Below are 26,676 nucleotides of genomic sequence, written 5' to 3'. Positions count from 1 at the left end.
TCTATTTTACATATTCTCTCTAACGTATGTCAGGAAAAGAGAAAATATGATTAAGGGCAGGGGATTTTCTTTAATTCAGCCGTTTCAGCAGTTCTTCCTTTGTATTTAATTTCGGATCCTCTATGACCAGTTTCAGCAATTCCTCCAGTTTCTCGCCGATTTTCTTGCCCGGCTTCATGCCTGAGGCGATCAGATCCCGGCCGGTCACCGCCAGATCCTTTAAAGATACGCAGTCGCCATCTTCCACGATCTGGTGGTATAATTCTTCTATCTGATCCAGATTCTCGATCTTTTCCTCCCTCTGATACATACTCTGGGCCAGCACGTCCGCGCGGCGTACTTCCATGTAATATGGGAATAGTTCTTCCCCGATCTGGTTCATGGCCCTGCGCACGCTTTTTGCCGTGGCAGGCATGCGAAGATCATGGCAGCGGACCAGCCTTGTCACTTTGCGTATCGTATCATTGTCGAATTTCAGCCTTCTTAGCACATTCTCGGCAATTCTCTCGCTCTCCAGGGCATGCTTCTTAAAATGGGCGACTCCTGCTTCATCCACCGTCTTCAACGCCGGCTTACCCATATCATGCAACAGCATGGCAAGCCTTAGGATCTTATCTGCGCGGATATTCTTCATGGCATGCAGCGTATGCTCGCCCACACTATACATATGGTGCGGCGTCTCCTGGCCAGTCGTCATCAGCTGGTCGAATTCCGGAAGAACTATCCGCGTCATTCCTAATTCATATGCCTCACGCAGCATTTCCGGACGCTTTGATGTAATCATTTTTACTAATTCCACCTGTATTCTCTCCGCACTGATATTCTGAAGCGTCCAGGCCAGTTCTTTCATCCCCTGCCGAGTGTCCTCCTCTATATCGAATCCCAGCTGGGCCGCGAAGCGCACTCCCCGCAGGATTCTAAGCGCGTCTTCTTTGAATCGTTCCTTCGCGGTGCCAACGCAGCGTATCATCCCTGCTTCCAGATCTTCAAGCCCTCCAAATATATCAACCAGGCCATCCGTTTCATTATATGCCATCGCGTTGATGGTAAAATCCCTCCGAAGCAGATCTTCCCGGAGATTGCGCGTAAAGGTAACTTCCTTTGGATGCCTGCTGTCCTCATATTTCCCGTCGATCCGATATGTTGTCACTTCAAATCCTTCTTTTTCCAGGAGTACCGTAATCGTTCCATGCTGGATGCCGGTATCAAACGTCTTATCGAACAAAGCCTTTGTTTCTTCCGGCATGGCTGATGTCGTGATATCCCAATCCTCCGGCTCCCTTCCCAGGATAGAATCCCGGATGCATCCGCCTACTGCATACGCCTCATACCCATGTTCCTGAAGCGTTCCGATAATTCTGCCTACTTTTTCAGGCAATTGTATAGTTCTATCTTCCACAGCGATATCCTCCAAATAAACTAACTTATCCTATCATATCACATTTCCTCCTGAATTAACAAATCTATGACATTCCAAGACTGTTCAAAGAAAAAAAGAACTGCCATACCAAGGATTTTTCAATCTTGGTACAGCAGTTCCCGATATTCTAAGCACTCTATTTCCTAGTAGGATTTGCCCCAGTATGCCATATGCTTGGCTGGCTTTCCACACCAGATACATTTATCGGAAATCATTTCCTCATCTTCTATCAGACATCTGGTTGCCGCTCCGCCTGTGGCGTACTTCACTTCGCCTTCGCATTCCGGATCTCCACACCAACAGGCCTTGACAAAACCACGGTTAGCCTTGAACTTCTCAACCATTTCATCCATGGTTGTAGCAGTATCAATGTGGCTCTGAAGGAACTCATTCGCCCTGTCATACATATCCTGCTGCTCCTGCTCTAAGATGTCGCGCAGTTTCACTGCAATCTCATCCAGGGATACGACGATCTTTTCACGGTTATCACGGCGGACAACGACCACCTGATTCTTCTCAATGTCCTTAGGTCCGATCTCGATACGAGTAGGAATTCCAAGCATCTCCTGCTCAGAGAATTTCCATCCTGTACTCTTATCAGAGTCATCGATCTTCACTCTGTATCCGGCCTTCTTAAGTTCATCCAGCAGTGCGAAAGATCTGTCCAGCACGCCTTCTTTGTGCTGTGCGATCGGGATGATCCGGCATTCTACAGGAGCCACATGAGGCGGAAGCACCAGTCCGCTGTCATCGCCATGAACCATGATAAGGGCGCCGATACTTCTTGTAGACCATCCACAGGATGTCTCATATACGCTCTGAAGCTGGTTGTTCTTATCCACATACTTGATTCCGAACGCATCCGGGAATCCGCTTCCGAAGAAATGGCTGGTTGCGGACTGCAACGCTTTTCCGTCATGCATCAGCGCTTCAATGGTGTACGTATCCTGTGCTCCGGCAAACTTCTCATGCTCTGCCTTTCTTCCGGATACGAATGGTATCGCAAGCGTCTCCTTGTAGCAGTCCTCATATACATGAAGCATCTGGATCGTGCGTTCCTCCGCCTCTTCATATGTTGCATGGATTGTATGGCCTTCCTGCCATAAGAATTCTCTTGAACGGAGGAAAGGTCTTGTTGTCTTCTCCCAGCGCAGTACGGTATTCCACTGATTCCATACCTTTGGAAGATCTCTATATGACTGAACCGTCTTTGCCCATAAATCACAGAACAGCGTCTCTGATGTAGGACGGATGCATAATCTTTCCTGTAACCTTTCCATACCGCCATGTGTTACCCATGCTACTTCCGGAGCGAATCCTTCGATATGATCCGCTTCTTTTTCCAAAAGGCTCTCTGGAATCAAAGTTGGGAGGTATACGTTCTCTACCCCGGTCTCTTTAAAACGCTTGTCAAGATCCGCCTGGATCAGTTCCCAGATTGCGTAGCCATTAGGCAGGTAGTTCAGGCATCCCTTTACGCTTGAATAATCGCACAGTTCGGCCTCGCGTACGACATCTGTGTACCATTGCGCGAAATCCTCATCACGTGGCGTGATGCTTTCAACTAATTTCTTTTCCTTTGCCATGTTTCTCTTCTCCTTTTCTTCTCTCGCAGGGCCCTTGCCCCACTTTAATTACTGGCGGGAACTTGATTGCCGCAGACAAAAAACGCCGGGCTTTTCGCTCCCTAAAAAGGGACCGAAAAGCTCGGCGGTACCACCCTAGTTAACTGCGACCCTTTCGCAGTTCTCTCATTAACCATTAACGCTGGCAGGACGCTGCACTTTCATGCAGTGGCTCCAAGGCGGGTTCCATGCAGTTCTAAGCGGAAATCTTGCACCAGATGATCCCCTCTCTGAGGCTCGCTTACATGTACTAATCCTCTTCATTGCCAAATGATATTGAATTAAACGTAATTTTAATCTATTGCCACTCATTTGTCAACCCAAAATATTACGAAATCCGCCAAAAGCCTGCCCTATCGAAGCAGCACATAGATAAAAAATGCCAGATACGCGACCAGAAACAGCACGCCTTCTTTTCTGTGTATTTCACGCTTGCTGATGGCCGCCACATATACGATAATGCTTGCCATGATCAGAATCATCGTGTCGTAGACCGCTGTAATATCCAGCACAATCGGCGTTATCGCAGCCGATACTCCCAGTATCAGCAGAATATTAAAAATATTGGAGCCTACCACATTGCCCACCGCAAGGTCATTCTCGCCTTTTCCGGCTGCAACTACGGATGTCACCAGTTCCGGCAGGGATGTTCCAAGGGCCACGATCGTCAGTCCGATGAATGTCTGGCTCAGCCCAAAGGATACCGCAATGCTGCTTGCGCTGTCCACAACCAGATCGCCTCCCCAGATAATGCCAGCCAGGCCCACCAGGATGTATCCCGCGCTTTTTGCCGGACTAAGCAGTTTATAATCTTCCTCTTCTTCCATCACCTCGTGCCTGGAACGCAGCGCTGTCTTGACCGTCGCATACAGGAACACGGCAAACAATGCAAGAAAAAGCAGTCCGCCCCATCTGCCAAGAACATATTTTCCTTCCCCGCTCAGTACCTTTGTAATCGAGAAATCGGAATTCAGAAGCAGCAGAATCACCGCTATAAAGATAGAAAACGGGAATTCCTTTTTCAGCAAAGACCACTTGGCCCGGACAGGATTCACCAGCGCGCAGCACCCAAGCACCACCAGCAGGTTGAATATATTCGATCCCAGCACGTTGCTGACCGCCAGATCATTATTTCCCTTGATGGCCGCTGTCACGCTGACCGACAGTTCCGGCATGCTTGTCCCAAATGCCACTACCGTAAGCCCTATAATAATCGATGGCACCTTCAAGAGCTTTGCCACGCTGGAACTGCCGTCCACAAAATAATCCGCTCCTTTGATCAATAATATAAATCCCAGAATCAATAGTAAATAATCCATTTTTCTGCCTTCCCCTATTTTTATTTGCATATTTTAATCCACTATGTTTAAATGATAAGAGTGAAAAGTCGCAAAGTCAAGGAGAATTCATATGAATACCAAGCGCATAGAAATCTTATATGAGGATTCCCACATACTGGTGTGCATAAAACCTCACGGGGTCCCAACCCAGAGCAGGCGGGCAGGCACGCCCGATATGGAAAGTCTTATTAAGAATCATATCTGTCAGTCTGCCCCGGAAAAAGGCGAGCCATACCTGGCGGTCATCCACCGCCTGGATCAGCCCGTAAAAGGAATCCTGGTTTTTGCCAAGACGCCCTTTGCAGCAAAGGAACTAAACCGCCAGCTGCAAAGCCATGGCTTTGGAAAATATTACCGTGCTTTGGCGGATGGCCATCCCTCTCAGAAAGAAGGCACGCTGGAGGACTATCTCATAAAGGATGGGCGCACCAACACTTCCCGTGTCTGCGTTTCCGGCACGGCAGGAGCCAAGCTTGCCCGTCTTCATTATACCGTTGTAGAACAGGGGCCTTTCCTCTTTGACCAATCCAAAGACGATGATGCGCCACGGACAGAACTGGATATCAGGCTGGATACAGGCCGCCATCATCAGATTCGCGTGCAGCTGTCCCACATGGGCTGCCCCATCGCAGGCGATACCAAGTATAACCCAAATGTGCATAAGGACGAAGGCTGGCAGAACATCTGCCTGTGCGCCTACCGGCTGGAATTCTTACATCCCAAAACACATAAAAACATGACGTTTCATTTGTTAGGCTAGATACTTTTTCGGTCGCCGCAAATCAAACAGGGCATGCATTCTTTATGCATACCCTGTCCATCTTAATATTTCTTATTCTTCCTCTTCATTCAACGCTTCTTCGTATCTCTCAAGAATAATACTCTGTATACGCTCTCTGGTCACTGAATTAATTGGATGCGCAATGTCTCGATATTCCCCGTCTAATGCTTTTTTACTCGGCATAGCAATAAAGAGTCCTTTTTCACCCTCAATGACCTTGATGTCATGTACTACGAATTCCTCATCCATAGTAATTGATACTACCGCCTTTAACTTTCCCTCTTTTGCCACTTTACGCACGCGTACATCCGTGATTTGCATTTTCCTCTAGCCCCTTTCTTTACAAGCCGCTGCACTATAGTGCATACCTCTCGTTCTTTTCCACAACTACTTTCACACCATTTTCCCCAACATGACGTGTATTGGCTCTAATCGTGTCACGACTTTCTACAATACAATTCTCGATGTATGTATTGTCCCCGAGATAGACGTCGTTCAGAATGATTGAATTCTTAATAACACAGTTATTACCGACAAACGTCTTCTTAAAGAGGATAGAATTCTCTACCGTACCATTGATAATGCTTCCACTCGCTACCAGGCTGTTCTTAACCACTGCGCCGGGATTGTATTTTGCCGGCGGCAGGTCACTTACCTTAGAGTAGACATCCGGATGCTGCTTGAAGAAGTAATTTCTTACTTCCGGCTTCAAGAAATCCATGTTGGTCCGATAATAAGCGTCCACCGTTGATATGTTGCTCCAGTAATCTTTTATCTTATAACCATATATCTTTTTCAGATTCTTATATCTGATCAGGATATCGGTTACAAAATCGTGCCTGTCTTCCTCTGCGCAGGATTCAATCAGATCAATCAGCTGTCTTCTTCTGATTACATAGATTCCCGTAGAAATCGTGTTTGAATTGGCAACCATCGGCTTTTCTTCAAACTCTTCAACACGCATAGATTCGTTCATCTTAAGCGTTCCGAAGCGGCTGGCATCCCCGCCAGGCTCCAGTTCCTTGCAAACCACCGTAATATCGGCCTTCTTGGCAATATGGTACTCAAGCACCTTATTATAATCCATCTTATATACCGCATCGCCGGATGTAATGATCACATATGGCTCATGGCATCTCTTAAGGAATTCCAGATTCTGGTAGATCGCATCTGCCGTTCCTCTGTACCAGTATCCGTTATCTGCCGTGATCGTAGGAGTGAACACATACAAGCCGCCTTGCTTTCTTCCAAAATCCCACCATTTGGAGGAATTCAGATGTTCATTCAATGAACGGGCATTGTATTGGGTCAGCACTGCCACCTTCTGTATATGTGAATTAGACATGTTGCTGAGCGCAAAATCAATCGCCCTGTAACTTCCGGCTATCGGCATTGCCGCCACTGCTCTCTTATGTGTCAATTCACGCATCTTATTACTGTTTCCACCTGCTAAAATAATACCTACTGCTCTCATGCTCGCTCACCTGCCTTTATCAATGTCTCTCCGCTTTCCAGTACTCCATTCGGATAGTCTTCTTTGGATGTAACGCCACTGATGGCAGTGTTCTTGCCAATCTGCACCTGGCCCGGTATGACGGAGTTCTCGCCGACCGTTACAAGGCCGAAGGAATAGACTGCCGGCTTAAGCTTGTTCGGCACATCGCTGCCAATTCCAAATGTTACATTGTCCCCAATCTCGCAGTTTTCCGCAATGATCGACTTGTCGATTACGCAGCCCTTGCCAATGCTTACGTCTTTCATAATAATAGAGTCCCTGACTACCGTGCCTTCCCCAATCGTCACACCGGAACCAATTACGCAGTTATGTACTTCCCCATACACTTCCGATCCGTCGCCGATAATGCTTCTTTCAATCACAGATTGTCCTGAAATATACTGCGGAGGGATAATATCGCTGTTGGTATATATCTTCCAGAACTCTTCATACAGGTTGAACTCCGGAATAATATCAATCAGTTCCATATTGGCTTCCCAATAAGAGCCAAGCGTCCCTACATCTTTCCAATATCCATTATACTCATAAGCAAATAATCTCTCATTCTTCTCATGGCAATATGGAATGATATGCTTTCCAAAGTCGCACCCCGGCTCGTCCTTCAATGCCACAAGCGCTTCCTTCAGTGCCGGCCAGCTGAAAATATAGATGCCCATAGAAGCCAGATTGCTCTTTGGCTGCGGAGGCTTCTCCTGGAATTCGGTAATCCGTCCGTCTTCATCTGTAATTACGATGCCGAATCTGCCGGCTTCTTCGATCGGCACCGGCATTGCTGCAATTGTTACATCTGCATTGTTCTCTTTATGATAGTCGAGCATGACTTCATAATCCATCTTATAGATATGGTCTCCGGAAAGAATTAATACATAATCCGGATTAAATGTCTCCATATAATCCAAGTTCTGGTATATGGCATTGGCAGTACCAGTATACCATTCGCTGCTGTTACTCTTCTCATAAGGCGGCAGAATTGTTACGCCTCCGATATTACGATCCAGATCCCATGGAATGCCAATTCCTATATGCGTATTTAATCGTAATGGCTGATATTGCGTTAGCACTCCCACAGTATCAATTCCTGAGTTAATGCAGTTGCTGAGTGGGAAGTCAATAATTCTATATTTACCTCCAAAAGCAACGGCTGGCTTAGCTACCTTGGCTGTTAGGACTCCCAATCTGCTTCCCTGGCCTCCTGCCAGCAACATTGCAATCATCTCTTTCTTGATCATGTCATCACCCCTTCTCAGTAATTCTTATAGTTCACATTATACCATAGTTTTGATTTTGAGTGAACAAATTTTACAAATAAAATGAACTTTTCGTGAACTTTTTATTAAAATATCACAAAAAGTTACGGCTTGGTTTTTTTTCCATATATGTATATAATAATATGGAAAGATATATATATTTATGACTACATTTTTAACGGAAACAGAACATATGGAAGAGGAAGGTATTTTATGTATAAAATCAATTTTGAGCAACCTGTACACGTGCACTTTATCGGAATCGGCGGCATAAGCATGAGCGGCCTGGCAGAGATTCTGCTGAAAGAGGGCTTTGCCATATCCGGCTCTGACAACAAGGAATCAGCCCTGACCAGTCATCTTAAGCAGCAGGGCGCCACCATCTTCTATGGCCAGAAAGCGTCCAATATTATTGAAGGAATTGATGTGGTCGTGTATACCGCTGCCATCCATGAAGACAACGAGGAATACGCCCAGGCTCTTAAAAAGGGGCTGCCTATGCTTAGCCGGGCGGAACTTCTGGGACAGCTGATGACAAATTACGATGTTCCCATCGCCATCTCAGGCACTCACGGCAAGACTACCACTACATCCATGCTCTCGCATATCCTGCTGGCCGGCGAAATGGATCCAACGATTTCCGTAGGAGGCATCCTCAAGGCGATCGGAGGGAATATAAAGGTGGGGAAATCGGAGCTGTTCGTTACGGAAGCCTGCGAATACACCAACAGTTTCCTTCATTTCTTTCCAAAGATAAGCGTTATTCTCAATATTGACGAGGATCATCTGGATTTCTTCAAGGATCTGGACGATATCCGCAGTTCTTTCCACAAGTTTGCGAAGCTTCTTCCAAAGGACGGAACTTTGATCATCAATGGAAATATCGACAAACTGGACTGTATTACCAAAGGACTTGACTGCCGTATCATAAAATACGGAGATGACAGTTCCATGGATTACAGCGCAACAAACATCTCCCATAATAAACTAGGGGAGGCTTCTTTTGACCTGGTAAAAGCTGGCGTCTTCGTTGATCGGATATCTCTGTCCGTCAATGGCGACCACAATGTATCCAACGCATTGGCTGCCATCGCCGTCTCCGACCTTCTTGGAGTATCCCTTGATAAGATGAAAAAGGGGCTTAAGGAATTTACTGGAACTAACCGGAGATTTGAATACAAGGGCGAGATGGATGGCGTTACCATCATCGACGACTATGCCCATCATCCAACGGAAATAAACGCCACTCTGACTGCAGCCAAGTACTATCCCCACCGGGAACTCTGGTGCGTTTTCCAGCCCCACACCTACACCAGGACCAAGGCTTTGTTCCATGAATTCGTGGAGGCCCTGGCCCATGCCGACCACGTGGTGCTTTCAGACATTTATGCGGCGAGGGAGACCGATACCCTGGGAATCTCTTCCAAGGATATCGCGGATGCGCTGAAGGAAAAGGGATGCGATGCCTATTACTTCTCTTCTTTCGAAGACATCCAGGATTTTTGTGTAGAAAAGTGTCAAAAAGGAGACTTGTTGATAACTATGGGCGCCGGAGATGTTGTAAACATTGGCGAAGAACTTTTAAAGCGGTAGTTATCCACATTTTCCACAGATTTTTATCCACAAAAAACATGGATTTTGGCTTAGAAATTTCTTTTGCGCCTGTCCTTCTGGTGCTATAATAACTCATACACGAGAAACGAACTGACAAGGAGGACTGGCGTAAGAATTATGAAGAAACTAACACTTACCAACTATGCGCAGGGCAATACCACTGTGCTTGAGAATGAATTTATTGACCATCATATGGTCAAGGCAAACGGAGAATATGTAAAGGTATATCTTCTTCTGCTGCGCCACATGAATGAGCCTTCCGGGATGCTGTCCGTTTCAGAGATTGCAGATAAGCTGGAATGCACGGAAAAGGATGTGGTTCGCGCGCTGAATTACTGGAAAAAGCAGAGACTGCTGGACTACTGCGAGGATTTCGAAGAACTCCCCGCCTCCGAATCCGCCCCTGCTTCTTATAGGAAGAACGCCGCCTCCGACGAGATAACGGCTGACTCCTCGCCTCTGCAGGATGTACAGGATGACTCCGCGTCCGTGCCTAACATTCAGCAGTACCGCAGCAGGAAGGAACGCAAGGAATTCAAGGAACTGCTTTTTGTAGCAGAGCAATACCTTGGAAAGACGCTGTCTTCCATGGATATTGACACCATTACATATTTTTACGATACGCTGCACATGTCGGCGGAATTGATCGAGTATCTCATCGAATACTGTGTCGAGAACGGGCATAAAAGCATGCATTACATCCAGAAGGTAGCCCTCTCCTGGGATGACCAGAAGATTACTACCGTGGAGGCAGCCAAGTCCAGCACGATCTTATATAACAAGAACTGCTATTCCATATTAAACGCTTACGGAATCAAGGGACGGGCTCCCGCCACTTCCGAGATTGCTTATATCCGCAAATGGAATGAGGAGTATGGCTTCGCGCTGGACATCATATTGGAAGCATGCAACCGTACTATGAACACCATCCATCAGCCAAATTTTGAGTATACGGATACCATCCTCAAAAACTGGCTTGGCAAGAATGTCCATTATCTGAAGGATATCGAAGCCCTGGACGCTGATTACCTGAGAGAAAAAGAACGCAAGAAAAAACAGGCTGCCAAGCCTGCCATCAATACAAAGAATAATAAATTCAACAATTTCGACGGCCGTTCCTATGATATGGACGACCTGGAGCGCAAGCTGGTTCAGCAGTAAGCACAATAATATAAGGAGATCTACCATAATATGGCACTTTCCAATTCCCAGTACGATCAGTTGATGCGTACTTACGAACAAAGACAACTGGATAATGAATACCAGTTAAGGAGACGCTATGAAAAAGCATATTCCCTGATTCCGGCCCTGGAAGAATTGGATCATTCTATCTCCTCCTTAAGCGTAGAAAAGGCCCGCAGCCTTCTGGACGGCAATCAGGGGGCACTTTCTTCTCTGAAGGAAGATGTCCGCAGCCTGTCCCAACGCAAATCCCAGCTGCTTGAATCTCATGGACTGCCAAAGGATTACCTGGAACTTCATTATACCTGCCCGGACTGTAAGGATACCGGATATATCGGCACGAAAAAATGCCACTGTTTTAAGAAAGCCATCGTGGATCTTTTGTACACGCAGTCAAATCTACAGGAAATATTAGGCAAAGAGAACTTTTCTACCTGTTCTCTGGGGTTTTATTCCAGCAACCATATTGATCCTCTGACCGGAAGATCCTCGCTGGAAGCCATACAGACCGCGCTGAAAGCCTGTCATGAATTCATAGATACATTTTCCACAGAGTTTCAAAACATACTATTATATGGAGATACGGGGGTAGGAAAGACTTTCCTCTCTCATTGTATTGCCAAAGAGTTGATCGATGCATCATTTTCTGTTATATATTTTACTGCGACACAGCTCTTTGATATATTTGCCGAGAGCGCATTTGGCAGAAAAGATACAAAGGACTCCGACGCCTGCGAGCACATCTATGACTGCGACCTTCTGATCATAGATGACCTGGGCACGGAACTTCCAAATTCTTTTACGGTATCGCAGTTGTTTATCTGCCTCAATGAGCGTATTTTAAGGCAGAAATCAACCATTATATCTACCAATCTTGCATTGGAAGACATAAAATCTATCTATTCGGAGCGGACTTTCTCCCGGATCAGCAGTAACTATACGATTCTGCGCCTTACCGGAGATGATATCCGTATCCAAAAAAAATTATTAAACCTGGGAGGTACAAAAGATGTTACGCCGTAACGATCGTAATCTTGACAACATTCCTGTAGGAGCGCTTGGAATCATTGCCCTTGACGGATGTAAAGAAATGGGAGACAAGGTAAATAATTACCTCGTCAAATGGAGGAAAGAGGATGGACATGCTCACAAGGATGACATCGTTTTCCACGGTTATGAACGGGATACATTTCTAATAGATGCAAAAGTCCCCCGTTTTGGCTCCGGTGAAGCCAAAGGCATTATCAATGACTCTGTCAGGGGAATGGATATCTATCTGATGGTAGACGTCTGCAATTACAGCCTGACTTACTCGCTGACAGGACATGAGAATCACATGTCCCCGGACGATCATTATCAGAATCTGAAGCGTGTCATCGCAGCTATCGGCGGAAAGGCCCGCCGCCTCAACGTGATCATGCCGTTCTTGTATGAAAGCCGCCAGCACAAGAGAAGCAGCCGGGAATCCCTGGACTGCGCCCTGGCACTTCAGGAACTGGTGCGAATGGGCGTAGACAATATCATTACTTTTGACGCCCATGATCCAAGGGTGCAGAATGCCATCCCTCTGAATGGCTTCGAGACGGTTCGCCCCACATACCAGTTTATCAAAGGGCTTCTTCGCAACTTCAAGGATCTGCAGATCGACTGCGACCACATGATGGCGATCAGCCCGGACGAGGGGGCCACCGAGCGCGCGATCTATCTGGCCAACATGCTGAATCTGGATATGGGTATGTTCTACAAACGGCGCGACTATACGAAGATCGTCAATGGACGCAATCCGATTGTTGCCCATGAATTCCTGGGCTCTTCTGTGGAGGGAAAGGATGTCATTATCCTGGATGACATGATCTCTTCCGGTGACAGTATCCTGGATGTAGCGCGACAATTAAAGCAGCGCAAGGCAAGGCGGATTTTTGCTGCAGCTACCTTCGGCTTGTTCACCAATGGCCTCGAGAAGTTTGACAAAGCCTACGAAGATGGCCTGATCGATGCCATTCTGACCACTAACCTGATCTATCAGACGCCGGAACTTCTGGAACGTCCATACTATATCAGCTGCGAGATGAGCAAATACATCGCGCTGATGATTGATACCCTGAACCATGACGGTTCCATCAGCAGCATTCTGAATCCCAACGAGCGTATCCAGAATGTTCTGGAGAAATATAAAAGAGGCGAAGAAATCTAGTTACGCAAAAGAAACCGCCAAAGTAGAGATGGCAATCTATCCAATCTACTTTGGCGGTTCCTTTATGTGCGTTTATCTTCATAGGACTTTTACAGGCAGACCTTGTGATAATCCAATCCCAGTTCTTCCAACAGTTGGATCTCCCGCTTCTGGCAGGTGAAAATAAGGACCTGCTTTTTATTCTCCGCAAGCCACGCAAGCGTATGCTTCAGCCGCTCGTCATCGTAATAGACAAAGGTATCATCCAGTATAACCGGATTCTCCTCTTCCTGCAGAACTTTGCTGGCAGTCATCCGCAGGGAAAAATAAATCTGTTCTATTGTTCCGCGGCTTGCCTGTTCCATGGGAATCCTCTTCCCTTCCGATAACAGGCTCATGTGCAGGTCTTCCTCCACCAGGAGCCTTGTATACTTCCCGCCTGTAATCCGGCATATAATCTCAGAGATCTTCCTGTTTAATTCCTCTTTTAACTGCATCTGAAGCCCTCCGGAAAGTTCGTTTAACCGGTCTGTTGCCATCTGGATGGCAGCACGCCTGCGGTCAATCCACTGGGAATCCTCGCTGACTTCATCAAGGTCCATCAGCTGGTCTTTCAAGTTTCCATATTGTATCTGCTTCTCCTGCAGTTCTTCTTCCACGCGTTTCTTTTCCCATACAAGCCTTTCAATGGGAATCTTCTCTTCTTCCGGCGTAATCGCCTCCAGTATGATCTCCGGCGGAGTCTTTTCCTTCTTTTTCCCCTCTTTCATGCGATTCCACACGTATAATCCACATGCAAGGAAGATGACGATCGCAACCAGGTAGTTCCACGGCCTGGCGATCAGGATCACCGCCAGGATAATGAAAATGATAAAAAGCCCGATCTCTACCGGATGAATCCGCCACTTGGATGGGCGCAGCTCGTCTATGACTCCTTTGCCGGAAGACTCCTCCTGCTTCTCCTTCTCTTCCCTGTGCAGCAGTTCTTCCCTTATACTATCCTGCTCTTCTTCCAGCCGGTGGATATCCCGCCAGACATAGGATGCCTCCTGCTCAATGAGTTCTCTTTTCTGCTGCTTCCTGACCAAGGCTTCTTTTGCTTCCTTATCCAGCGCCTTCTTCTTCTCTTTCAGATTCTGAAGGGTTCCTTCCAGGTCAATCTCTGTATTGCCTGTAGCGTAATAATTGGTGGCGTAATTTTTAAATTCCGCCGCAAGAGACTGGCCTGTCTCCACCTTCATCTGGCCCACGGATATCGTGTTGTCATAACTGGCAGAGCTAAGCTCTCCCAGCAGCATCTGAAGATCCCCGTCTTTTATAGAGAGTTGTTCTCCGTCATCCTCGCAGTAGAGTTCTGCCTTCTTCGAATATTTATCAAAATTCCGGTCAATCCGGAACATCTTTCCTCCGCTTTCGAATCTCAGAACTCCTGAATAATAATTGGGGTTCTCCCATGGTTCATAGGTGCTGTATGTATCATTAAGGGAAGCCCTTCCCCGGCCTCTTTCCATGCCAAACAGCATTCCTCTGATAAAAGCATGCAGCGTGGATTTCCCTGACTCATTCTCCCCATATAATATATTGATCCCATCTTCCAGCAAAATATCCTTATCCGAAAATTTGCCGAAGTTCCTGATTATTAACTCCCGAATTCTCATATCTAGCCTCTTCTCGTTTCCATCAGCGCCTGGACACCTTCGCACAGAGCCTGATATTCCATGCTGTCCTTCTCATAGTTTAGCAGTGATTCAATAAATTTCCCCAGAAGGTTATCCTTGTTCTGTTCCAGAAGCCTCCCAAACTCATATGCAGGCTTTGTCTCATCCGACACTTCTACCACATTGCCATATGGATCCATGTCCCCCAGATCAAATAGAATATCCGGATCACGGAGCCCCTTCAGCGTAATCTTATATAGATTCTGTACTCCCCTCTCTTCGATCTGCGCCTTTATTCGTTCCCGCACCGAGTGGCCCGTCATGGCCTTGTCTATCTCTACATCCATGTGAACATATTCTCTTTCAGCATCCGGCACAAACCATACCCTGCAGCCTTTATCATCCATCTCGCCCCGGACATAGCCATGAGGGCCGACATCATTCTTATCAATAGGTTCCAGGGCGCCTGCATAGGCGGCGCCTTCTTCCTGAAACATCTGCGGCTTATGGATATGTCCCAAGGCAACATAATCATAGCCAAGGGCCTTTATTTTATTTCTTTGTATCGGTATATGCTTCTCGTCCCCTCCATGGGCAATCAGAATCTCATACCTCTGCTTCTTCCTGGCAAATGCATTATCATACTTTGCCTCCTTAATCTCGCGGGAATGGTAGCTGCATCCGTATACAGCCAGGGATAGTTGAGGGAATTCCACGCAGGAGATATCCTCTGACAGAATCATCTGCACATTCCTCGCCCATCGGAAAGTGCGGTAATAAGAGTCTTTCTTCAGATAGTCATGGTTTCCAGCCACCAGCACTACCTGGGTATGCTTAAGGGTCGCTAAAAGAGAATTGACTTCCTTCAGTTCCCGAAGCAAGGGCTGACGGTGAAACAGATCGCCAGCTATGAGAAGAAGGTCCGCCCGCTCTTTATTACAGGCCTCTACCACTCTCTTCAGGCTATTCCAGATCTCCTTCGCCCTCTTCTCGCTGTACGTGCTTCCTGCGTCCGGGCTTGCTCCTAAATGTACGTCTGCGATGTGTATGAACTTCATCCTCTGCTGTCCCTTCTTCCTTTTCTATCCTTGTCGGCAATGTCACAATAAACTGCGTCTTGCTGTCATCGCTTTTTGCACGGATCAGCCCTCCATGCAATTCCACAATCTGCTTGGCAATGGCCAGTCCAAGCCCTGCTCCTCCGGTCCCGCTGGAGCGGGAGCCATCTACGCGGTAGAACTTCTCAAATATGGTCTGAAGCATTGCCCCGGGAATCTTATCTCCCTGGTTTGTAAAGATAATCTCCACATCCTGCCCCTTCATCTGTGCCTCGATCTGAATCCTGGTATTATCATAGCAGTATGCGATCGCGTTCCTCAGAATATTGTCAAAGACCCGGGCCAGCTTATCCGGATCCCCGTAGACCACCAGATTCTCTTCCACCTCTACCTGACAGGCAAGCTGCTTTTCCTGCAGCACGCCATAGAGTTCATCCGCCAGCTGCTCCAGCATCAATGACAGGTTGATCTCCACGGACTCCAGTTCAATATTCTGGAGATTATAGCGGGTAATGTCGAAGAACTCATTGATCAGTTCTCCCAAACGCAGCGATTTCTCAAATGCAATGCGAGTGTATTTCTCCCGCTCTTCCTGCGACATGTCCGGATGGCTGTCCAGCATGCTTAAGTATGCCACAATAGAGGTCAGCGGAGTCTTAAGGTCGTGGGCCAGGAAGATCACCAGGTCGTTCTTCTTTTTCTCCCCCTCTTCCGCCTCCAGTTCCTGGCGCTTCAGGGTCGCCTTAATCTCATTCAGCCTGATCTCGATCGGCTTTAACTCCGTGATCAGATGAATCGGCTCCGTGGAATCCGACACGATATTTTCTATCCCGTCTCCTATCTGATCCAGGTATTTCGTCATCTTAGACAGGGCTACATAGAAAAACAGGGCAAAAAGAAGCAGGAAGCCAACAACCATGAAAAATGCCTTGTTGTCTCCGATCAGCTTCCAGTATAAATCTATGGCCGTCTTCTCCTCCACATCAAGAGAAGTCAGGAAATCTACGAATATCCTGGCAAAACTGTCATTATAGATGCCATCAATTACATAATTCAGCAGGAAACCGCCCACCAGCACCGTGACAGCGGTTACAAAAACCGTCTGCAGCAGGATGCTGAACTTAAGTTTGCGATAGTTATTCTTCAACCTTATAACCTACTCCCCATACTGTCTTGATAAAATCAGATTTGCCGGTGGGCGCATTCATCTTCTCCCGAAGGTGCCGGATGTGCACCATCACCGTATTGTTACTGTTCTTGTAATATTTTTCATGCCATACTTTTTCAAAAAGTTCCTCCGAACTGATCACCTTCCCCCGGTTCTCGCAGAGAAGCCAGAGAATATCGAATTCGATCGGCGTAAGCGTAAGCGGCATTTCATTATAGATGCATTCATGAGAGGTCCTGTTCAGTACCAGGCCCCCGAAATCTATAATCTCACCTTCTTCTTTGGCCCCTTCATTGTACTGGGTATACCTGCGCAGCTGAGCCTTTACCCTGGCTACCAGTTCCAGCGGATTGAAAGGCTTGGGGATGTAGTCGTCCGCTCCCAGCGTAAGCCCCGTGATCTTGTCCATATATTCTGTCTTGGCTGTCAGCATGATTACCGGGAACGTGTATTTTTCCCGGATCTGCTTCAGAATCTGGAACCCGTCAATATCCGGAAGCATGATATCAAGGATCGCCAGATCGATCTTCATGCCGCCAATACAGTCTAGCGCCTCCTGGCCGGTATAGAACTTATATACGCTATACTGGTCATTCTGGAGATAGAGTTCAATCACATCTGCAATTTCCTTCTCGTCGTCTACTACTAATATATTCATACCTGCCCTCCTGTCCCCTATATAATATTACTAGCGTTTTTTGACACTTTGCAGTTATTATATCATATCACTCTCCGTTTTGAAAGGCACAAGACATCTCCCTACATGTTCCCTGGCGTAGCGTATATATTTTGTGTACATTCCTTGATTTTACTTCGCCCGCTATGCTATACTATTGCAATCTCGGACATTTTTCGGACACAAAAAGAACGGGCTGTAATCTCCCGTTCTTAAAATACTGATGCAATTTTCTCCATTTCCTCAGCCTTAGTATTAGGTAAAACATAACCGGGTTTCTCTCAATCAAACCATTCTTGGTATGGAACTTTGTATCAGAAGATACAGAGGAATACACTTTTCCGATACCGTTAACGTCGATATTTATGAAGATTTAACCATTAATTTTGGAGAACTAGATATTTAGAAACACTCCTTGACCCTGCTGGTACAGGATAAGCATATTAAATCAACATAGATTTTATTTTCTTTATTCTATATTTCTGTGCCTGGCCTCCATCTGTTCGTGCGTCACCTTCATCTCTTCTTCCAGCAGCATAATAATAATATCAAACAGCAAAAACAGGTGTTGTTCAAACAGATTTCCCATCGGCTGTACGGACGGTACCGCTCTAGAGTCTGTCCCGTTAAATACACTTGCCGGAACAAATAACACACAGTCCGCCAGGCGGGCTGTCTTTTCTTTTGGCCCTCCTGTCACCACAGTAATTGCTGCCCCGGTCTCTTTTGCCTGTTTGACCACATAATGAATGTGGCCGATTTTACCCGACCCGTTTATAGCAATAAATAAATCCCCCTCATGCATGCCAGGTGTCGTGTCGTCCCAGATCCAGTGTACTTCTTTTCCAAGGTGCATCAGCCGCATGGCAAATGACCGGCCTGCGATCCCTTCTCTGCCTACGCCCATAACAAAGATCCGCTCTGCCTTCCTGATTTGTTCCATAAATAAAGTAACCTCATCCAGGTCCTGCTTTTCAAAGACTTCTCTGTGTTCGTTAAGTACGGTACAATATAATTCTTCATATTTTCTGCAATTCATTCTTTGACCTCCTGCTTATTTCTCTTTATTCCCATTCAAGCTGGCTTTCAGCATTCTCATGCCAGAATACTTTTTAATAATAAAGTTTAATCCAAGAACGAGAACAAGCATAATTCCCCATATCAATTTTTTCGTATATGGAGACAAGGACATTATCGTAAATGCACTGGACAGAATCTGCATCATTATAACTGCAATCAATACGCCCCACACTTTACCTCTTCCTCCGTTCGGGTCGATCCCGCCTATTACGCAGACAATCAGCGTCTGAAGCAGATAAGAATCTCCATACCCCACCTTGGCAGAATTTACACGGCTTAGAATAATCAGTCCCGCAAGCCCTGCAAGCAGACCTGTCAACAGAAATGTGCCGATGCAGATTCCTTCATTATGGATTGCCGAGAATCTGGCTGCAACCGGATTATCTCCGTACAAATACAACTTTCTGCCAAAACCGCTGTATGACATTACAAGGCCAAGTATTACAGACGCAAGGATAAACAGCCAGAAGATAACCGGAAGATTCAGAATAGTGCTCTTCCCAATCTGCGCGAATTTTTCTTCAATTCCTCCAACGCTGGCTCCCCCTGTCACTGCCATTCCAATTCCCTGGAACAGTGTCATCGTTCCCAACGTTGCAATCAATGACGGTGCAGATGTTTTTGATATTAAAAGTCCATTAAACAATCCAAACAACAAGCTGCACAAAACGGCGAAAATAAGTGCCAGCACAACTCTTGCCGCTCCCTCTGTCCCAAAGGACCATTGGCCATTCAGCACATACGCTGTCATAATAGCCACAGTATTTGCATTAGCAATAATGGAAAGGTCAATTCCGCCGATCATATTTGACAGCATCATTGCCAGCGCCAGAAAGCCAAACTCCGGTATCTGGAATGTCATGGACTGTATATTCCGCATAGAATACATGGATTGCCCAAACGCCATCCCGCTCCAGATTAGTATAACAAGCGTAACTCCCATCAATATAGTGAGATTCATATCTCTGCCAGCCCATTTTTTTATCTTAATCATCTTTCATCCCCCTATTCCGTAAAAATTAGATTGTTGCGGTTCTTAACCCTCTCCTGGTAGGAAGTCACTGCCACGGAGATTACAAGAATTGTCCCTACAAAAAGATTGTTCCAGGAGGATGACAGGCCGATCATAATCAACGTGGTGTTCAGTAGATAGATAATAATGACACCAAGAAACGCACCTAAAATCTTTCCCTGTCCGCCTGTTATCTTCGTACCGCCTATTACAACAGCTGCCACAACCATCAGCTCATCCCCCACCAGTTTATTTGGATAGAGTGCATTTGTCTGCGCTACGTACATCATCCCCATAATCCCAGCCAGGATTCCAGAGTACACATATACAATCAAGCGGATCTTGAATGGATTAAAGCCAGCCCTTCTGGCTGCTTCCTCATCATTTCCGACTGCGAAGATTCCTCTCCCGGTCATGGTACGGTAAAGAATGAACCAGGTTAGGGCGCCAGCAAGTAATACAGGAATGATAGATGATGTTAAGCCCACGCCCCCGATCTTTATCACAGCTGCCTGGCCGAAGGAATGAATACTCTTTGGCAGTACGCCTGCGCCAAATGATTTGTCGCCAATAAAAGTAGTCATAATTCCATGGAAAAGATTCTGCGTTCCCAAGGTTATAATGAACGGCGGCAGTTTCAGCCAGTTGATTAACAGCGCGTTAATAATACCAAGTAATCCTCCAATCAAAGCAGAAATGCCAAATGCAAATATCAGATTGTCAATTCCCATTGATATCATAATATGAATCGTCGTGTAACTTCCAAACAGCGCGATAGACATGAACGATACGTCAATTCCGCCAGAGATCATGACAACAAGCAGTCCCATCGCAACCATCAGAGTAGTGGACGCCACACGGATAATATCAAATATTGTCTCTATATGTATAAAGGCCGGATTCTTCACTGCGACAAATATACTATAGAGAAGAATAATCAACAGCAGTATTCCCTGAAACCGGTCTATTTTTTTCGTCCTCATACAAGTGCCTCCTCTTTTAAGTCGTCTTCTTCCAGCATTTTTACACATTTCCCCTCAGCCATCACCATAACCCGGTTACAGTTTGCCAGAATCTCCTGTACTTCGTCTGAGATAAAAATAATAGCCATTCCTTCCTCAGCAAATTTATGTATCTGTTCATAGATCTCAGCCTTTGACCCAATATCAATACCTACTGTCGGCGTGTCCATAATAAAAACCCTTGGACATGTGGCCGTCCATTTGCCAATGACCACTTTCTGCTGGTTTCCCCCTGACAGCGTCCCTATTACCGTATCAATAGAAGGCGTCCTTACCTTTAACTGCTCCACGTATGTCTCTGCTGTGCGTTCCTCAGACTGCTTATTCAGTACTCCTTTATTAGAAATATCATCTAATATGGAAGAGGATATATTTTCTTTAATCTCTCGTTTCATAAACAGCCCTTGATTAAAGCGGTCCTCAGGCAGCAATGCAATCCCGCATTTCTTTGCTTTCATTGGTGAACTAAGTTTTACCTCTTTGCCATCCACCTTAATCCGGCCGCTGGTCGTAGGATTTAATCCGAATAAAGACAATGCAAGCTCCGTCCTTCCTGATCCAAGCAGCCCGGTCACTCCCACAATGTCGCCTGGGCGTATGGACAGTGATATATTTTCGTACTGGTTTTTTCTGGTCAGGTTCTCAATCTCAAGTATCGGAGTATCTTCCTTACTCGTGCGGTGGTATCTTGGATACTCCACTTCCCGTCCCGTCATATAATATGACAGGCTCTTTTTATCTAAATCCTCGCTTTTAAAATCACCGATTTTCTCTCCATTGCGGAATATGGTTATCGTATCTGCCACAGAGAAAACTTCATCAAGCTTATGGCTGATAAATATAATTGCAAGCCCCTTTTTCTTTAAGTCCACCATAATATTCAGCAGACGTTCTACTTCTGTCTTTGTAAGGGCTGTGGTCGGCTCATCCATAAACAGGATTTTCGCATCCTGCGCTAACGCCCGGCAGATTGCCGTCAGCTGACGGTTCGCCATTGAGATCTCCCCCACAGTCTGGCCAAGATCCATCTTTACTCCTATTTTGTCTAACTGCTCCTGTGCTATGGCATATACCTTTTTCCAGCTTATCATCTTATTTCTATCAAACTTAAGTCTGCTGATTGCAATGTTCTCTGCCACAGTCAGGTGCTGGAACAGTGACAAGTCCTGGTATATTACCTGTATACCTTCCTTCATAGCCTGCATTGGGGTCAGATTATGATATGTATTCCCGCCAAGTATGATTTCCCCTGAATCCGGTGTATAGACGCCGGATATATTCTTGACCAGGGTTGACTTTCCGCACCCGTTTTCCCCTGCAAGGCAGTGAATTTCCCCACTGTTGATTTTGATGCTGATATCTTTTAACGCCTGAACGCCAATAAAAGATTTATTTATGTGTTTTGCCTCCAAAACTGTTCCCATGATCTCACCTCCATGAATAAATTCAGGTGCCGCCCAATAACTATTCTCTTGTTATTTTGCGGCACCCTTTTCTTATCAGAATTTATAATCGTTTATATTATCAGCTGAAAATTCCAGAGGCGCATTACCATATGCCACACCGTCTTTTACCTGGATATCTTCATAACCAGTAATCTTAAGGTCAGTACCTGTTTCTACCTTCTGTCCAGATGCCAGCAGATATGCAGCATAGCATGTTGCATAACCTGCGTCCGCCGGTCTCCATGCAAGTCCTGCTTTCATAGATCCATCTTCCAGGTATGTGGCAGACATAGAAGGCAGTGCCAGTGATACGACTGATACGTCATCTGTCTTATTCTTTTCCTGCAGTGCCTCACAGATTCCGCCGCCATGTGCAGAACAGTCAAAGAGCCCTTTGATATCTGGATATGCTTTCAGGATTTCTAATGTCTTATCATGTGCGCCGTCAACGCTGTTACCATCCTCATAAGGTTCTTCTGTCACACATTCCATATCTGGATAGTTTTCTTTAATATATTCGATTGCTGCTTTATACCAGGCCATATGAGTCTCCATCGTAAGACCGCCGACAAAACCAGCATACTGGCCTTTTCCGTCCATAGACTTTGCAAGCTTCTCTCCGAATAACTTACCAAATTCTTCATTGACAAAAGCTTCTACATCCAGGTCAACATTTTCTGCAATACCAGGCGCCTCATGCGTTACAACAACAATACCAGACTCTTTTGCTTTTTCGATCGTAGGAACAAGCGCATCCGGATCATTTGGTACAATACAGATAGCGTCCACGCCCTGTGCTATCAGATCTTCCATAATAGAGATCTGGCTTGCTGCATCCCCTGTCTCCGGTACTTGTACAGATACATTTAAACCGGTATCCTTCTTAAGCTGCTCTACTCCAGTAGTCATATCATCGAACCAGGAATCACTCTGTTTTACAATCATAACTACCTGATACTCTTCTGGATTTGCTGTCTTATCATCTCCAGTGTCTTTTGTCTTCGAACTGTCAGACTTGCCTCCTGATCCTGCATCACTGCTGCCGCATCCTGCCGCTAGTACTGCAATCATCATTACACATAACAATACAGAAACAATCTTTTTCATTTTCTTTCCTCCTTAACATTGTGTGATTTATGAGTTTCTTTTGTATAAGCACATTATAAAGACAGTATTATAAAATTAATATAAACTTTTCCGACATCCTTTTTCAAAATTCCGTTCTATTTTCTAAATCCCTTTTTCCCTGTTGAAATATGCATTATAATAAGAAAAACCTCAATACTAACATTATTCACATAAGGAAACAGGTATATTTATGCTAAGAAGTAAAAAATCTTTTATCAGTAAAATCACAAATTCCCAGTTGAGCACAAAGATCGTATGTATCATTTTAATTGTTGTGTTCTTAATGATATCCGCTTCGGTCAGTGGTATACTGCTGGTCTTAAATTCCAGTAATAAACTGCTGTACCAGGCTCTTGCGGGTTCACTCACATATAGTTCCCAGGATATATCAAAAAAGCTGTCAAACATCGAATCTATGACAAGCGCGGTCGTCTCCAACTCTAACATAAGAAAAAACCTGATCACTCTGGCAGAAGAAGATCCTGATATCCGTATAAAAAATGCTGAGAATTCACTAAACACATTGATTGCAGATTATTATCAGACGTATAAAGATAACAATATTAGTTACATTAATCTATATCATGCACAGGGTGCAACCCAAAGCTATGAGGCCAGAAGTTCTCAAGTGCCGGATGCGGTCCACCAAAATGTGGTTAAAGCTGCTAATAACAACTCCGGATATCCATACTGGGTTACAGATTACTGCAATTCCTACGGGCTCTTTCTTGGACGTGAATGCCGCAGGGTTGACCAGATGAATTTCCAGACATTAGGTACGGTTGTCGTAGGCGTAGACATGGACCGTCTGGTACGTTCTTCTACCAACTCTGTCCTGCATTCAGATGAAACACAATATATATTATTTGACACAGATACAGAGTTTTACCACTCAGAAAGTCTGGATTCCGACGAGATCAACACAATTGGAAAGAAGCTGAAGACCGACTATGGTGTGATTTCTGTAAATGCTGGTAAATATTTTGCAGTGAAAGGCTCCATTGGGAACACGTCCTGGAATTATATCTGCCTTGTCCCATACGGACATATATCAGCTACATTAAACTTTACAAAACTCATGGCACTGGTGGTAATCCTTGTTTCTGTTCTCATTTCCCTCTTGCTGTCCAGGATGCTCATCCGTTCTGTAACCAGCGATTTCAGTCGGCTTATCCAAAAAATGAAGGCCTTCGGAAGAGATGAATCCACGCCTCCGGATACAGGATACGATTATAGCGGGCGCACAGATGAGGTCGGGGTACTGCACAACCAGTTTGACCATATGGCCTTAAAGATACAGAATCTAATCCAGGAGAACTATGTAAATGAAATTCTTTCGAAAGATGCCCGTTTAAAGGCATTAGAAAACCAGATCAACCCTCATTTTCTTTACAATACACTGGAGGCTGTCAACTGGCGCGCAAAAGCTATCGGTGAAAAAGATATATCATCCATGGTAGAGTCGCTGGGCACACTTATGCGGGAAACCTTAAATACAAAAGATAAGACCTTTACGGTCCGCCGTGAACTCGAAATTGTTAAAAGCTACCTGACCATACAGCAGATCCGTTTTGAAGACCGCCTTGAATATACAAAGCAAATAGATGACTCTATCATGGATATCAGTCTGCCCCACCTGACCATACAGCCCCTTGTGGAAAATGCAATCAACTATGCGATGGAAGAAAGCACGGAAGTGTGCCATATCCAGATTGAAGGTACCCGTTCCGGGGATTACGTATATATAGATGTGGTCAATAATGATTCCCAGTTTGAACAAGATTTGTTAAGAAAGCTTGATCAGGGGCTGGTAACCCCCCATGGATTCGGGATCGGCCTGCTCAATATCCACAAGCGCATCCAGCTCACGTACGGTTCAGAGTACGGACTTCATCTATTTAATAAAGACGACGAGCATGCAGTAGCCAGAATTATTATACCAGGAGGAGAACATGTTAAAACTACTGATTGTTGATGACGAAAAGATTATCCGTGAAACTATGGCCGGACTGATTGACTGGAATTCTCTTGGAATCCAGCTGATTGGTACAGCCAGGGATGGAATTGAAGCTTATAATATGATCCTCGATGAATACCCGGACATTGTTCTTACTGATATCAAGATGCCGGGACTCTCCGGGCTGGACCTGATTCAGAAGATCCACGGGATCAATAAAGACACTCATTTTATAATATTGTCGGGTTATGGGGAATTTGAATATGCAAAAAAGGCCATGCAGTATGGAGTGAAACATTATCTGCTTAAGCCTTGCAATGAAGAACAGATTATTGAGAGCCTGCAGGATGTAATAAAAGATTATACAAATTATCTTGCCACCAGAGGCGAGACTCCCCAGACTCTCATAAGCCGCAATATCAATCAGAACTTGATGGTCGGAATTATCAATGACAGCCTGAGTCTTGAAGCACAGGAAGCAGACACCGGTATCTCCCAGATTGCCTGTAATTATAAGCAGTATCTTGATTTCGAAGATACTCGTTATGAGATGTTTTATGTTTATTATGTAATTCCGGACAATTATAAAGATGTGCTAATACAGCTGCGCCAGTTTCGCAATAAGCACTTTCCCGGTATTAGATTCAGCGTGATTTACGTCTACAATACATTGGTTTTCTTTTTTCCAGCCATGCAGCTTGATTTGAGCAGTATTTATCATTTTTTAGATACACTCAGCTTAAACCAGCCGGTTTCTATTGAATACAGGCATGAATCATACCCCAATCTCCAAGAACTGCTAAAAGAATTAATACAGCATTTAAGAAAATACGAGATCATTTATTTTGCAGAAGACACCACTACTTTTTCAATATATAATTACCAGAACATTATCAAAGAAGTGCAAAAGCTTACTTCTTCTGCATTTTCGGAACAGGATGATTCATCAAACCCAGCTTTTCAGTCGCTGCTTTGCACCTTACAGTCCATATCGGATGCTGATTTTTTAAAGCAGCTGGCTGCTTCTGTTATCATATTTTCGGTCTCTAATAACCATACGTATGACATGGTGACAGCCGCGGAATTCCTGGTAAAGCTGGATCAGGAAAATGACTGCAGCACCATCTTCGCGCTTCTTAAGGAACACCTGGCTGCTTCCTATGAAGAATACCATTCGTCAAAGCATACGGGGGATATCAGCCAGAAGATCATGGAGTATGTAGAAAAGCATATAGAGGACGCAGAATTGTCTTTAAAATGGATAGCAGAGAATTACCTGTTTATGAATGTAGATTACCTGAGTAAAAAGTTCCTGAAAGAAACAGGATGTAAGTTTTCAAAATACTTGACAGATACACGGATAAAGAAAGCAAAGGAAATATTGGCGTCTGGAAATATTGACTCCATCCAATGTGTTGCAGATATGGTTGGATGTGAGAATAATCCACAGTACTTCAGCCAGATATTTAAAAAATCCACAGGGATGACACCTAGTAAATATATCAAAATGATACGCGGCGAGTAAGTGGCAGGGCTGCCAGTACAGCACCATTCTTCCATAATAATATGACTTT

22 protein-coding genes and 1 other annotated feature are annotated in these 26,676 nt (G+C 45.3%); of the genes, 7 read left to right on the top strand and 15 right to left on the bottom strand.

Annotated features, from left to right (window positions below):
- Positions 1 to 70: 70 nt before the first annotated feature.
- From HDCHBGLK_RS06520 to HDCHBGLK_RS06510, 3 genes are all read right to left on the bottom strand, one after another.
- Entirely contained in the window at positions 71 to 1,399 is a 1,329-nt protein-coding gene (locus HDCHBGLK_RS06520) for a CCA tRNA nucleotidyltransferase (protein ID WP_039909734.1), read from the bottom strand.
- Positions 1,400 to 1,563: 164 nt separating this feature from the next.
- Positions 1,564 to 3,006 carry a proline--tRNA ligase gene (gene proS / locus HDCHBGLK_RS06515; RefSeq protein WP_130574568.1) on the bottom strand — a complete coding sequence of 481 codons (1,443 nt, stop codon included), beginning with the start codon at positions 3,004 to 3,006 and terminating at the stop codon, positions 1,564 to 1,566.
- Positions 3,007 to 3,110: 104 nt separating this feature from the next.
- Positions 3,111 to 3,318, bottom strand: a binding site (T-box leader).
- 80 nt (positions 3,319 to 3,398) lie between these two features.
- A complete protein-coding gene (locus HDCHBGLK_RS06510) occupies positions 3,399 to 4,364 on the bottom strand; it encodes a calcium/sodium antiporter (protein ID WP_009248926.1) in 966 nt (321 codons plus the stop codon).
- 91 nt (positions 4,365 to 4,455) lie between these two features.
- Between HDCHBGLK_RS06510 and HDCHBGLK_RS06505 the strand changes: the two genes are divergently transcribed.
- On the top strand, positions 4,456 to 5,145 hold the full coding sequence (locus HDCHBGLK_RS06505; RefSeq protein WP_004607150.1) for an RluA family pseudouridine synthase: 690 nt from the start codon (positions 4,456 to 4,458) through the stop codon (positions 5,143 to 5,145).
- Positions 5,146 to 5,217: 72 nt separating this feature from the next.
- Here the strand turns inward: HDCHBGLK_RS06505 and spoVG are convergent, their stop codons facing one another.
- From spoVG to HDCHBGLK_RS06490, 3 genes are read right to left on the bottom strand one after another with little or no spacing between them, the layout of a single operon-like run.
- Positions 5,218 to 5,487, bottom strand: a complete 270-nt coding sequence (gene spoVG, locus HDCHBGLK_RS06500) for a septation regulator SpoVG (RefSeq protein WP_004607149.1) — start codon at positions 5,485 to 5,487, stop codon at positions 5,218 to 5,220.
- 34 nt (positions 5,488 to 5,521) lie between these two features.
- The gene (gene glgD, locus HDCHBGLK_RS06495) at positions 5,522 to 6,640 is read right to left on the bottom strand and encodes a glucose-1-phosphate adenylyltransferase subunit GlgD (protein ID WP_004607148.1); all 1,119 of its coding nucleotides are present in this window, start codon (positions 6,638 to 6,640) and stop codon (positions 5,522 to 5,524) included.
- Positions 6,637 to 7,911 (bottom strand): glucose-1-phosphate adenylyltransferase, encoded by a 1,275-nt coding sequence (locus HDCHBGLK_RS06490; protein ID WP_004607147.1) that lies wholly within the window; start codon positions 7,909 to 7,911, stop codon positions 6,637 to 6,639. The genes glgD and HDCHBGLK_RS06490 overlap by 4 nt, the downstream gene beginning before the upstream one ends.
- A gap of 231 nt (positions 7,912 to 8,142) precedes the next feature.
- On the opposite strand from HDCHBGLK_RS06490, the gene murC reads away from it, so the two are divergent.
- The 4 genes from murC (at position 8,143) to HDCHBGLK_RS06470 (ending at position 12,919) form a co-directional block, all read left to right on the top strand.
- Entirely contained in the window at positions 8,143 to 9,522 is a 1,380-nt protein-coding gene (murC, locus tag HDCHBGLK_RS06485) for a UDP-N-acetylmuramate--L-alanine ligase (RefSeq protein ID WP_009248924.1), read from the top strand.
- 138 nt (positions 9,523 to 9,660) lie between these two features.
- Positions 9,661 to 10,704 carry a DnaD domain protein gene (locus HDCHBGLK_RS06480; RefSeq protein ID WP_004607145.1) on the top strand — a complete coding sequence of 348 codons (1,044 nt, stop codon included), beginning with the start codon at positions 9,661 to 9,663 and terminating at the stop codon, positions 10,702 to 10,704.
- Positions 10,705 to 10,734: 30 nt separating this feature from the next.
- Positions 10,735 to 11,748 carry an ATP-binding protein gene (locus HDCHBGLK_RS06475; protein ID WP_004607144.1) on the top strand — a complete coding sequence of 338 codons (1,014 nt, stop codon included), beginning with the start codon at positions 10,735 to 10,737 and terminating at the stop codon, positions 11,746 to 11,748.
- Positions 11,735 to 12,919 (top strand): ribose-phosphate pyrophosphokinase, encoded by a 1,185-nt coding sequence (locus HDCHBGLK_RS06470; protein WP_004607143.1) that lies wholly within the window; start codon positions 11,735 to 11,737, stop codon positions 12,917 to 12,919. Before HDCHBGLK_RS06475 ends, HDCHBGLK_RS06470 begins: the two co-directional genes overlap by 14 nt.
- An 89-nt stretch (positions 12,920 to 13,008) precedes the next feature.
- Here the strand turns inward: HDCHBGLK_RS06470 and HDCHBGLK_RS06465 are convergent, their stop codons facing one another.
- From HDCHBGLK_RS06465 to HDCHBGLK_RS06425, 9 genes are all read right to left on the bottom strand, one after another.
- Entirely contained in the window at positions 13,009 to 14,556 is a 1,548-nt protein-coding gene (locus tag HDCHBGLK_RS06465) for an ATP-binding protein (protein ID WP_004607142.1), read from the bottom strand.
- Between the two features lie 2 nt (positions 14,557 to 14,558).
- Positions 14,559 to 15,614: a metallophosphoesterase family protein gene (locus HDCHBGLK_RS06460; protein WP_082210540.1), complete on the bottom strand. Its 1,056-nt coding sequence runs from the start codon at positions 15,612 to 15,614 to the stop codon at positions 14,559 to 14,561.
- Positions 15,520 to 16,761 carry a sensor histidine kinase gene (locus HDCHBGLK_RS06455; RefSeq protein ID WP_004607140.1) on the bottom strand — a complete coding sequence of 414 codons (1,242 nt, stop codon included), beginning with the start codon at positions 16,759 to 16,761 and terminating at the stop codon, positions 15,520 to 15,522. Before HDCHBGLK_RS06455 ends, HDCHBGLK_RS06460 begins: the two co-directional genes overlap by 95 nt.
- The gene (gene vanR, locus HDCHBGLK_RS06450; protein ID WP_004607139.1) at positions 16,751 to 17,440 is read right to left on the bottom strand and encodes a VanR-ABDEGLN family response regulator transcription factor; all 690 of its coding nucleotides are present in this window, start codon (positions 17,438 to 17,440) and stop codon (positions 16,751 to 16,753) included. The genes HDCHBGLK_RS06455 and vanR overlap by 11 nt, the downstream gene beginning before the upstream one ends.
- A 487-nt stretch (positions 17,441 to 17,927) precedes the next feature.
- On the bottom strand, positions 17,928 to 18,497 hold the full coding sequence (hxlB, locus tag HDCHBGLK_RS06445; RefSeq protein ID WP_004607138.1) for a 6-phospho-3-hexuloisomerase: 570 nt from the start codon (positions 18,495 to 18,497) through the stop codon (positions 17,928 to 17,930).
- A 15-nt stretch (positions 18,498 to 18,512) separates the two neighbouring features.
- Complete coding sequence (locus HDCHBGLK_RS06440) at positions 18,513 to 19,532, bottom strand: ABC transporter permease (RefSeq protein WP_004607137.1); 1,020 nt, start codon at positions 19,530 to 19,532, stop codon at positions 18,513 to 18,515.
- A gap of 11 nt (positions 19,533 to 19,543) precedes the next feature.
- Complete coding sequence (locus tag HDCHBGLK_RS06435; protein WP_004607136.1) at positions 19,544 to 20,533, bottom strand: ABC transporter permease; 990 nt, start codon at positions 20,531 to 20,533, stop codon at positions 19,544 to 19,546.
- Positions 20,530 to 21,996 (bottom strand): sugar ABC transporter ATP-binding protein, encoded by a 1,467-nt coding sequence (locus HDCHBGLK_RS06430; protein WP_004607135.1) that lies wholly within the window; start codon positions 21,994 to 21,996, stop codon positions 20,530 to 20,532. The genes HDCHBGLK_RS06435 and HDCHBGLK_RS06430 overlap by 4 nt, the downstream gene beginning before the upstream one ends.
- Positions 21,997 to 22,071: 75 nt before the next feature.
- Positions 22,072 to 23,124, bottom strand: coding sequence for a substrate-binding domain-containing protein (locus HDCHBGLK_RS06425; protein ID WP_004607134.1), 1,053 nt, complete (start codon positions 23,122 to 23,124; stop codon positions 22,072 to 22,074).
- Between the two features lie 211 nt (positions 23,125 to 23,335).
- On the opposite strand from HDCHBGLK_RS06425, the gene HDCHBGLK_RS06420 reads away from it, so the two are divergent.
- Together HDCHBGLK_RS06420 and HDCHBGLK_RS19575 are read left to right on the top strand one after the other, a co-directional pair.
- Positions 23,336 to 25,120, top strand: coding sequence for a sensor histidine kinase (locus tag HDCHBGLK_RS06420; RefSeq protein WP_004607133.1), 1,785 nt, complete (start codon positions 23,336 to 23,338; stop codon positions 25,118 to 25,120).
- Positions 25,098 to 26,627 (top strand): response regulator transcription factor, encoded by a 1,530-nt coding sequence (locus HDCHBGLK_RS19575; protein WP_004607132.1) that lies wholly within the window; start codon positions 25,098 to 25,100, stop codon positions 26,625 to 26,627. The genes HDCHBGLK_RS06420 and HDCHBGLK_RS19575 overlap by 23 nt, the downstream gene beginning before the upstream one ends.
- Positions 26,628 to 26,676: the final 49 nt, after the last annotated feature.

This window comes from [Clostridium] scindens ATCC 35704 (assembly GCF_004295125.1).
Lineage (GTDB): Bacteria > Bacillota > Clostridia > Lachnospirales > Lachnospiraceae > Clostridium_AP > Clostridium_AP scindens.
This window is presented reverse-complemented; position numbering and strand designations above follow the sequence as displayed.

Bases quoted from the DNA above. Each gene is read 5' to 3' on its own strand.
- proS (WP_130574568.1), bottom strand. From the start codon at position 3,006: ATGGCAAAGGAAAAGAAATTAGTTGAAAGCATCACGCCACGTGATGAG.
- HDCHBGLK_RS06510 (WP_009248926.1), bottom strand. From the start codon at position 4,364: ATGGATTATTTACTATTGATTCTGGGATTTATATTATTGATCAAAGGA.
- HDCHBGLK_RS06505 (WP_004607150.1), top strand. From the start codon at position 4,456: ATGAATACCAAGCGCATAGAAATCTTATATGAGGATTCCCACATACTG.
- spoVG (WP_004607149.1), bottom strand. From the start codon at position 5,487: ATGCAAATCACGGATGTACGCGTGCGTAAAGTGGCAAAAGAGGGAAAG.
- glgD (WP_004607148.1), bottom strand. From the start codon at position 6,640: ATGAGAGCAGTAGGTATTATTTTAGCAGGTGGAAACAGTAATAAGATG.
- HDCHBGLK_RS06490 (WP_004607147.1), bottom strand. From the start codon at position 7,911: ATGATCAAGAAAGAGATGATTGCAATGTTGCTGGCAGGAGGCCAGGGA.
- murC (WP_009248924.1), top strand. From the start codon at position 8,143: ATGTATAAAATCAATTTTGAGCAACCTGTACACGTGCACTTTATCGGA.
- HDCHBGLK_RS06480 (WP_004607145.1), top strand. From the start codon at position 9,661: ATGAAGAAACTAACACTTACCAACTATGCGCAGGGCAATACCACTGTG.
- HDCHBGLK_RS06475 (WP_004607144.1), top strand. From the start codon at position 10,735: ATGGCACTTTCCAATTCCCAGTACGATCAGTTGATGCGTACTTACGAA.
- HDCHBGLK_RS06470 (WP_004607143.1), top strand. From the start codon at position 11,735: ATGTTACGCCGTAACGATCGTAATCTTGACAACATTCCTGTAGGAGCG.
- HDCHBGLK_RS06465 (WP_004607142.1), bottom strand. From the start codon at position 14,556: ATGAGAATTCGGGAGTTAATAATCAGGAACTTCGGCAAATTTTCGGAT.
- HDCHBGLK_RS06460 (WP_082210540.1), bottom strand. From the start codon at position 15,614: ATGAAGTTCATACACATCGCAGACGTACATTTAGGAGCAAGCCCGGAC.
- vanR (WP_004607139.1), bottom strand. From the start codon at position 17,440: ATGAATATATTAGTAGTAGACGACGAGAAGGAAATTGCAGATGTGATT.
- hxlB (WP_004607138.1), bottom strand. From the start codon at position 18,497: ATGAATTGCAGAAAATATGAAGAATTATATTGTACCGTACTTAACGAA.
- HDCHBGLK_RS06440 (WP_004607137.1), bottom strand. From the start codon at position 19,532: ATGATTAAGATAAAAAAATGGGCTGGCAGAGATATGAATCTCACTATA.
- HDCHBGLK_RS06435 (WP_004607136.1), bottom strand. From the start codon at position 20,533: ATGAGGACGAAAAAAATAGACCGGTTTCAGGGAATACTGCTGTTGATT.
- HDCHBGLK_RS06430 (WP_004607135.1), bottom strand. From the start codon at position 21,996: ATGGGAACAGTTTTGGAGGCAAAACACATAAATAAATCTTTTATTGGC.
- HDCHBGLK_RS06425 (WP_004607134.1), bottom strand. From the start codon at position 23,124: ATGAAAAAGATTGTTTCTGTATTGTTATGTGTAATGATGATTGCAGTA.
- HDCHBGLK_RS06420 (WP_004607133.1), top strand. From the start codon at position 23,336: ATGCTAAGAAGTAAAAAATCTTTTATCAGTAAAATCACAAATTCCCAG.
- HDCHBGLK_RS19575 (WP_004607132.1), top strand. From the start codon at position 25,098: ATGTTAAAACTACTGATTGTTGATGACGAAAAGATTATCCGTGAAACT.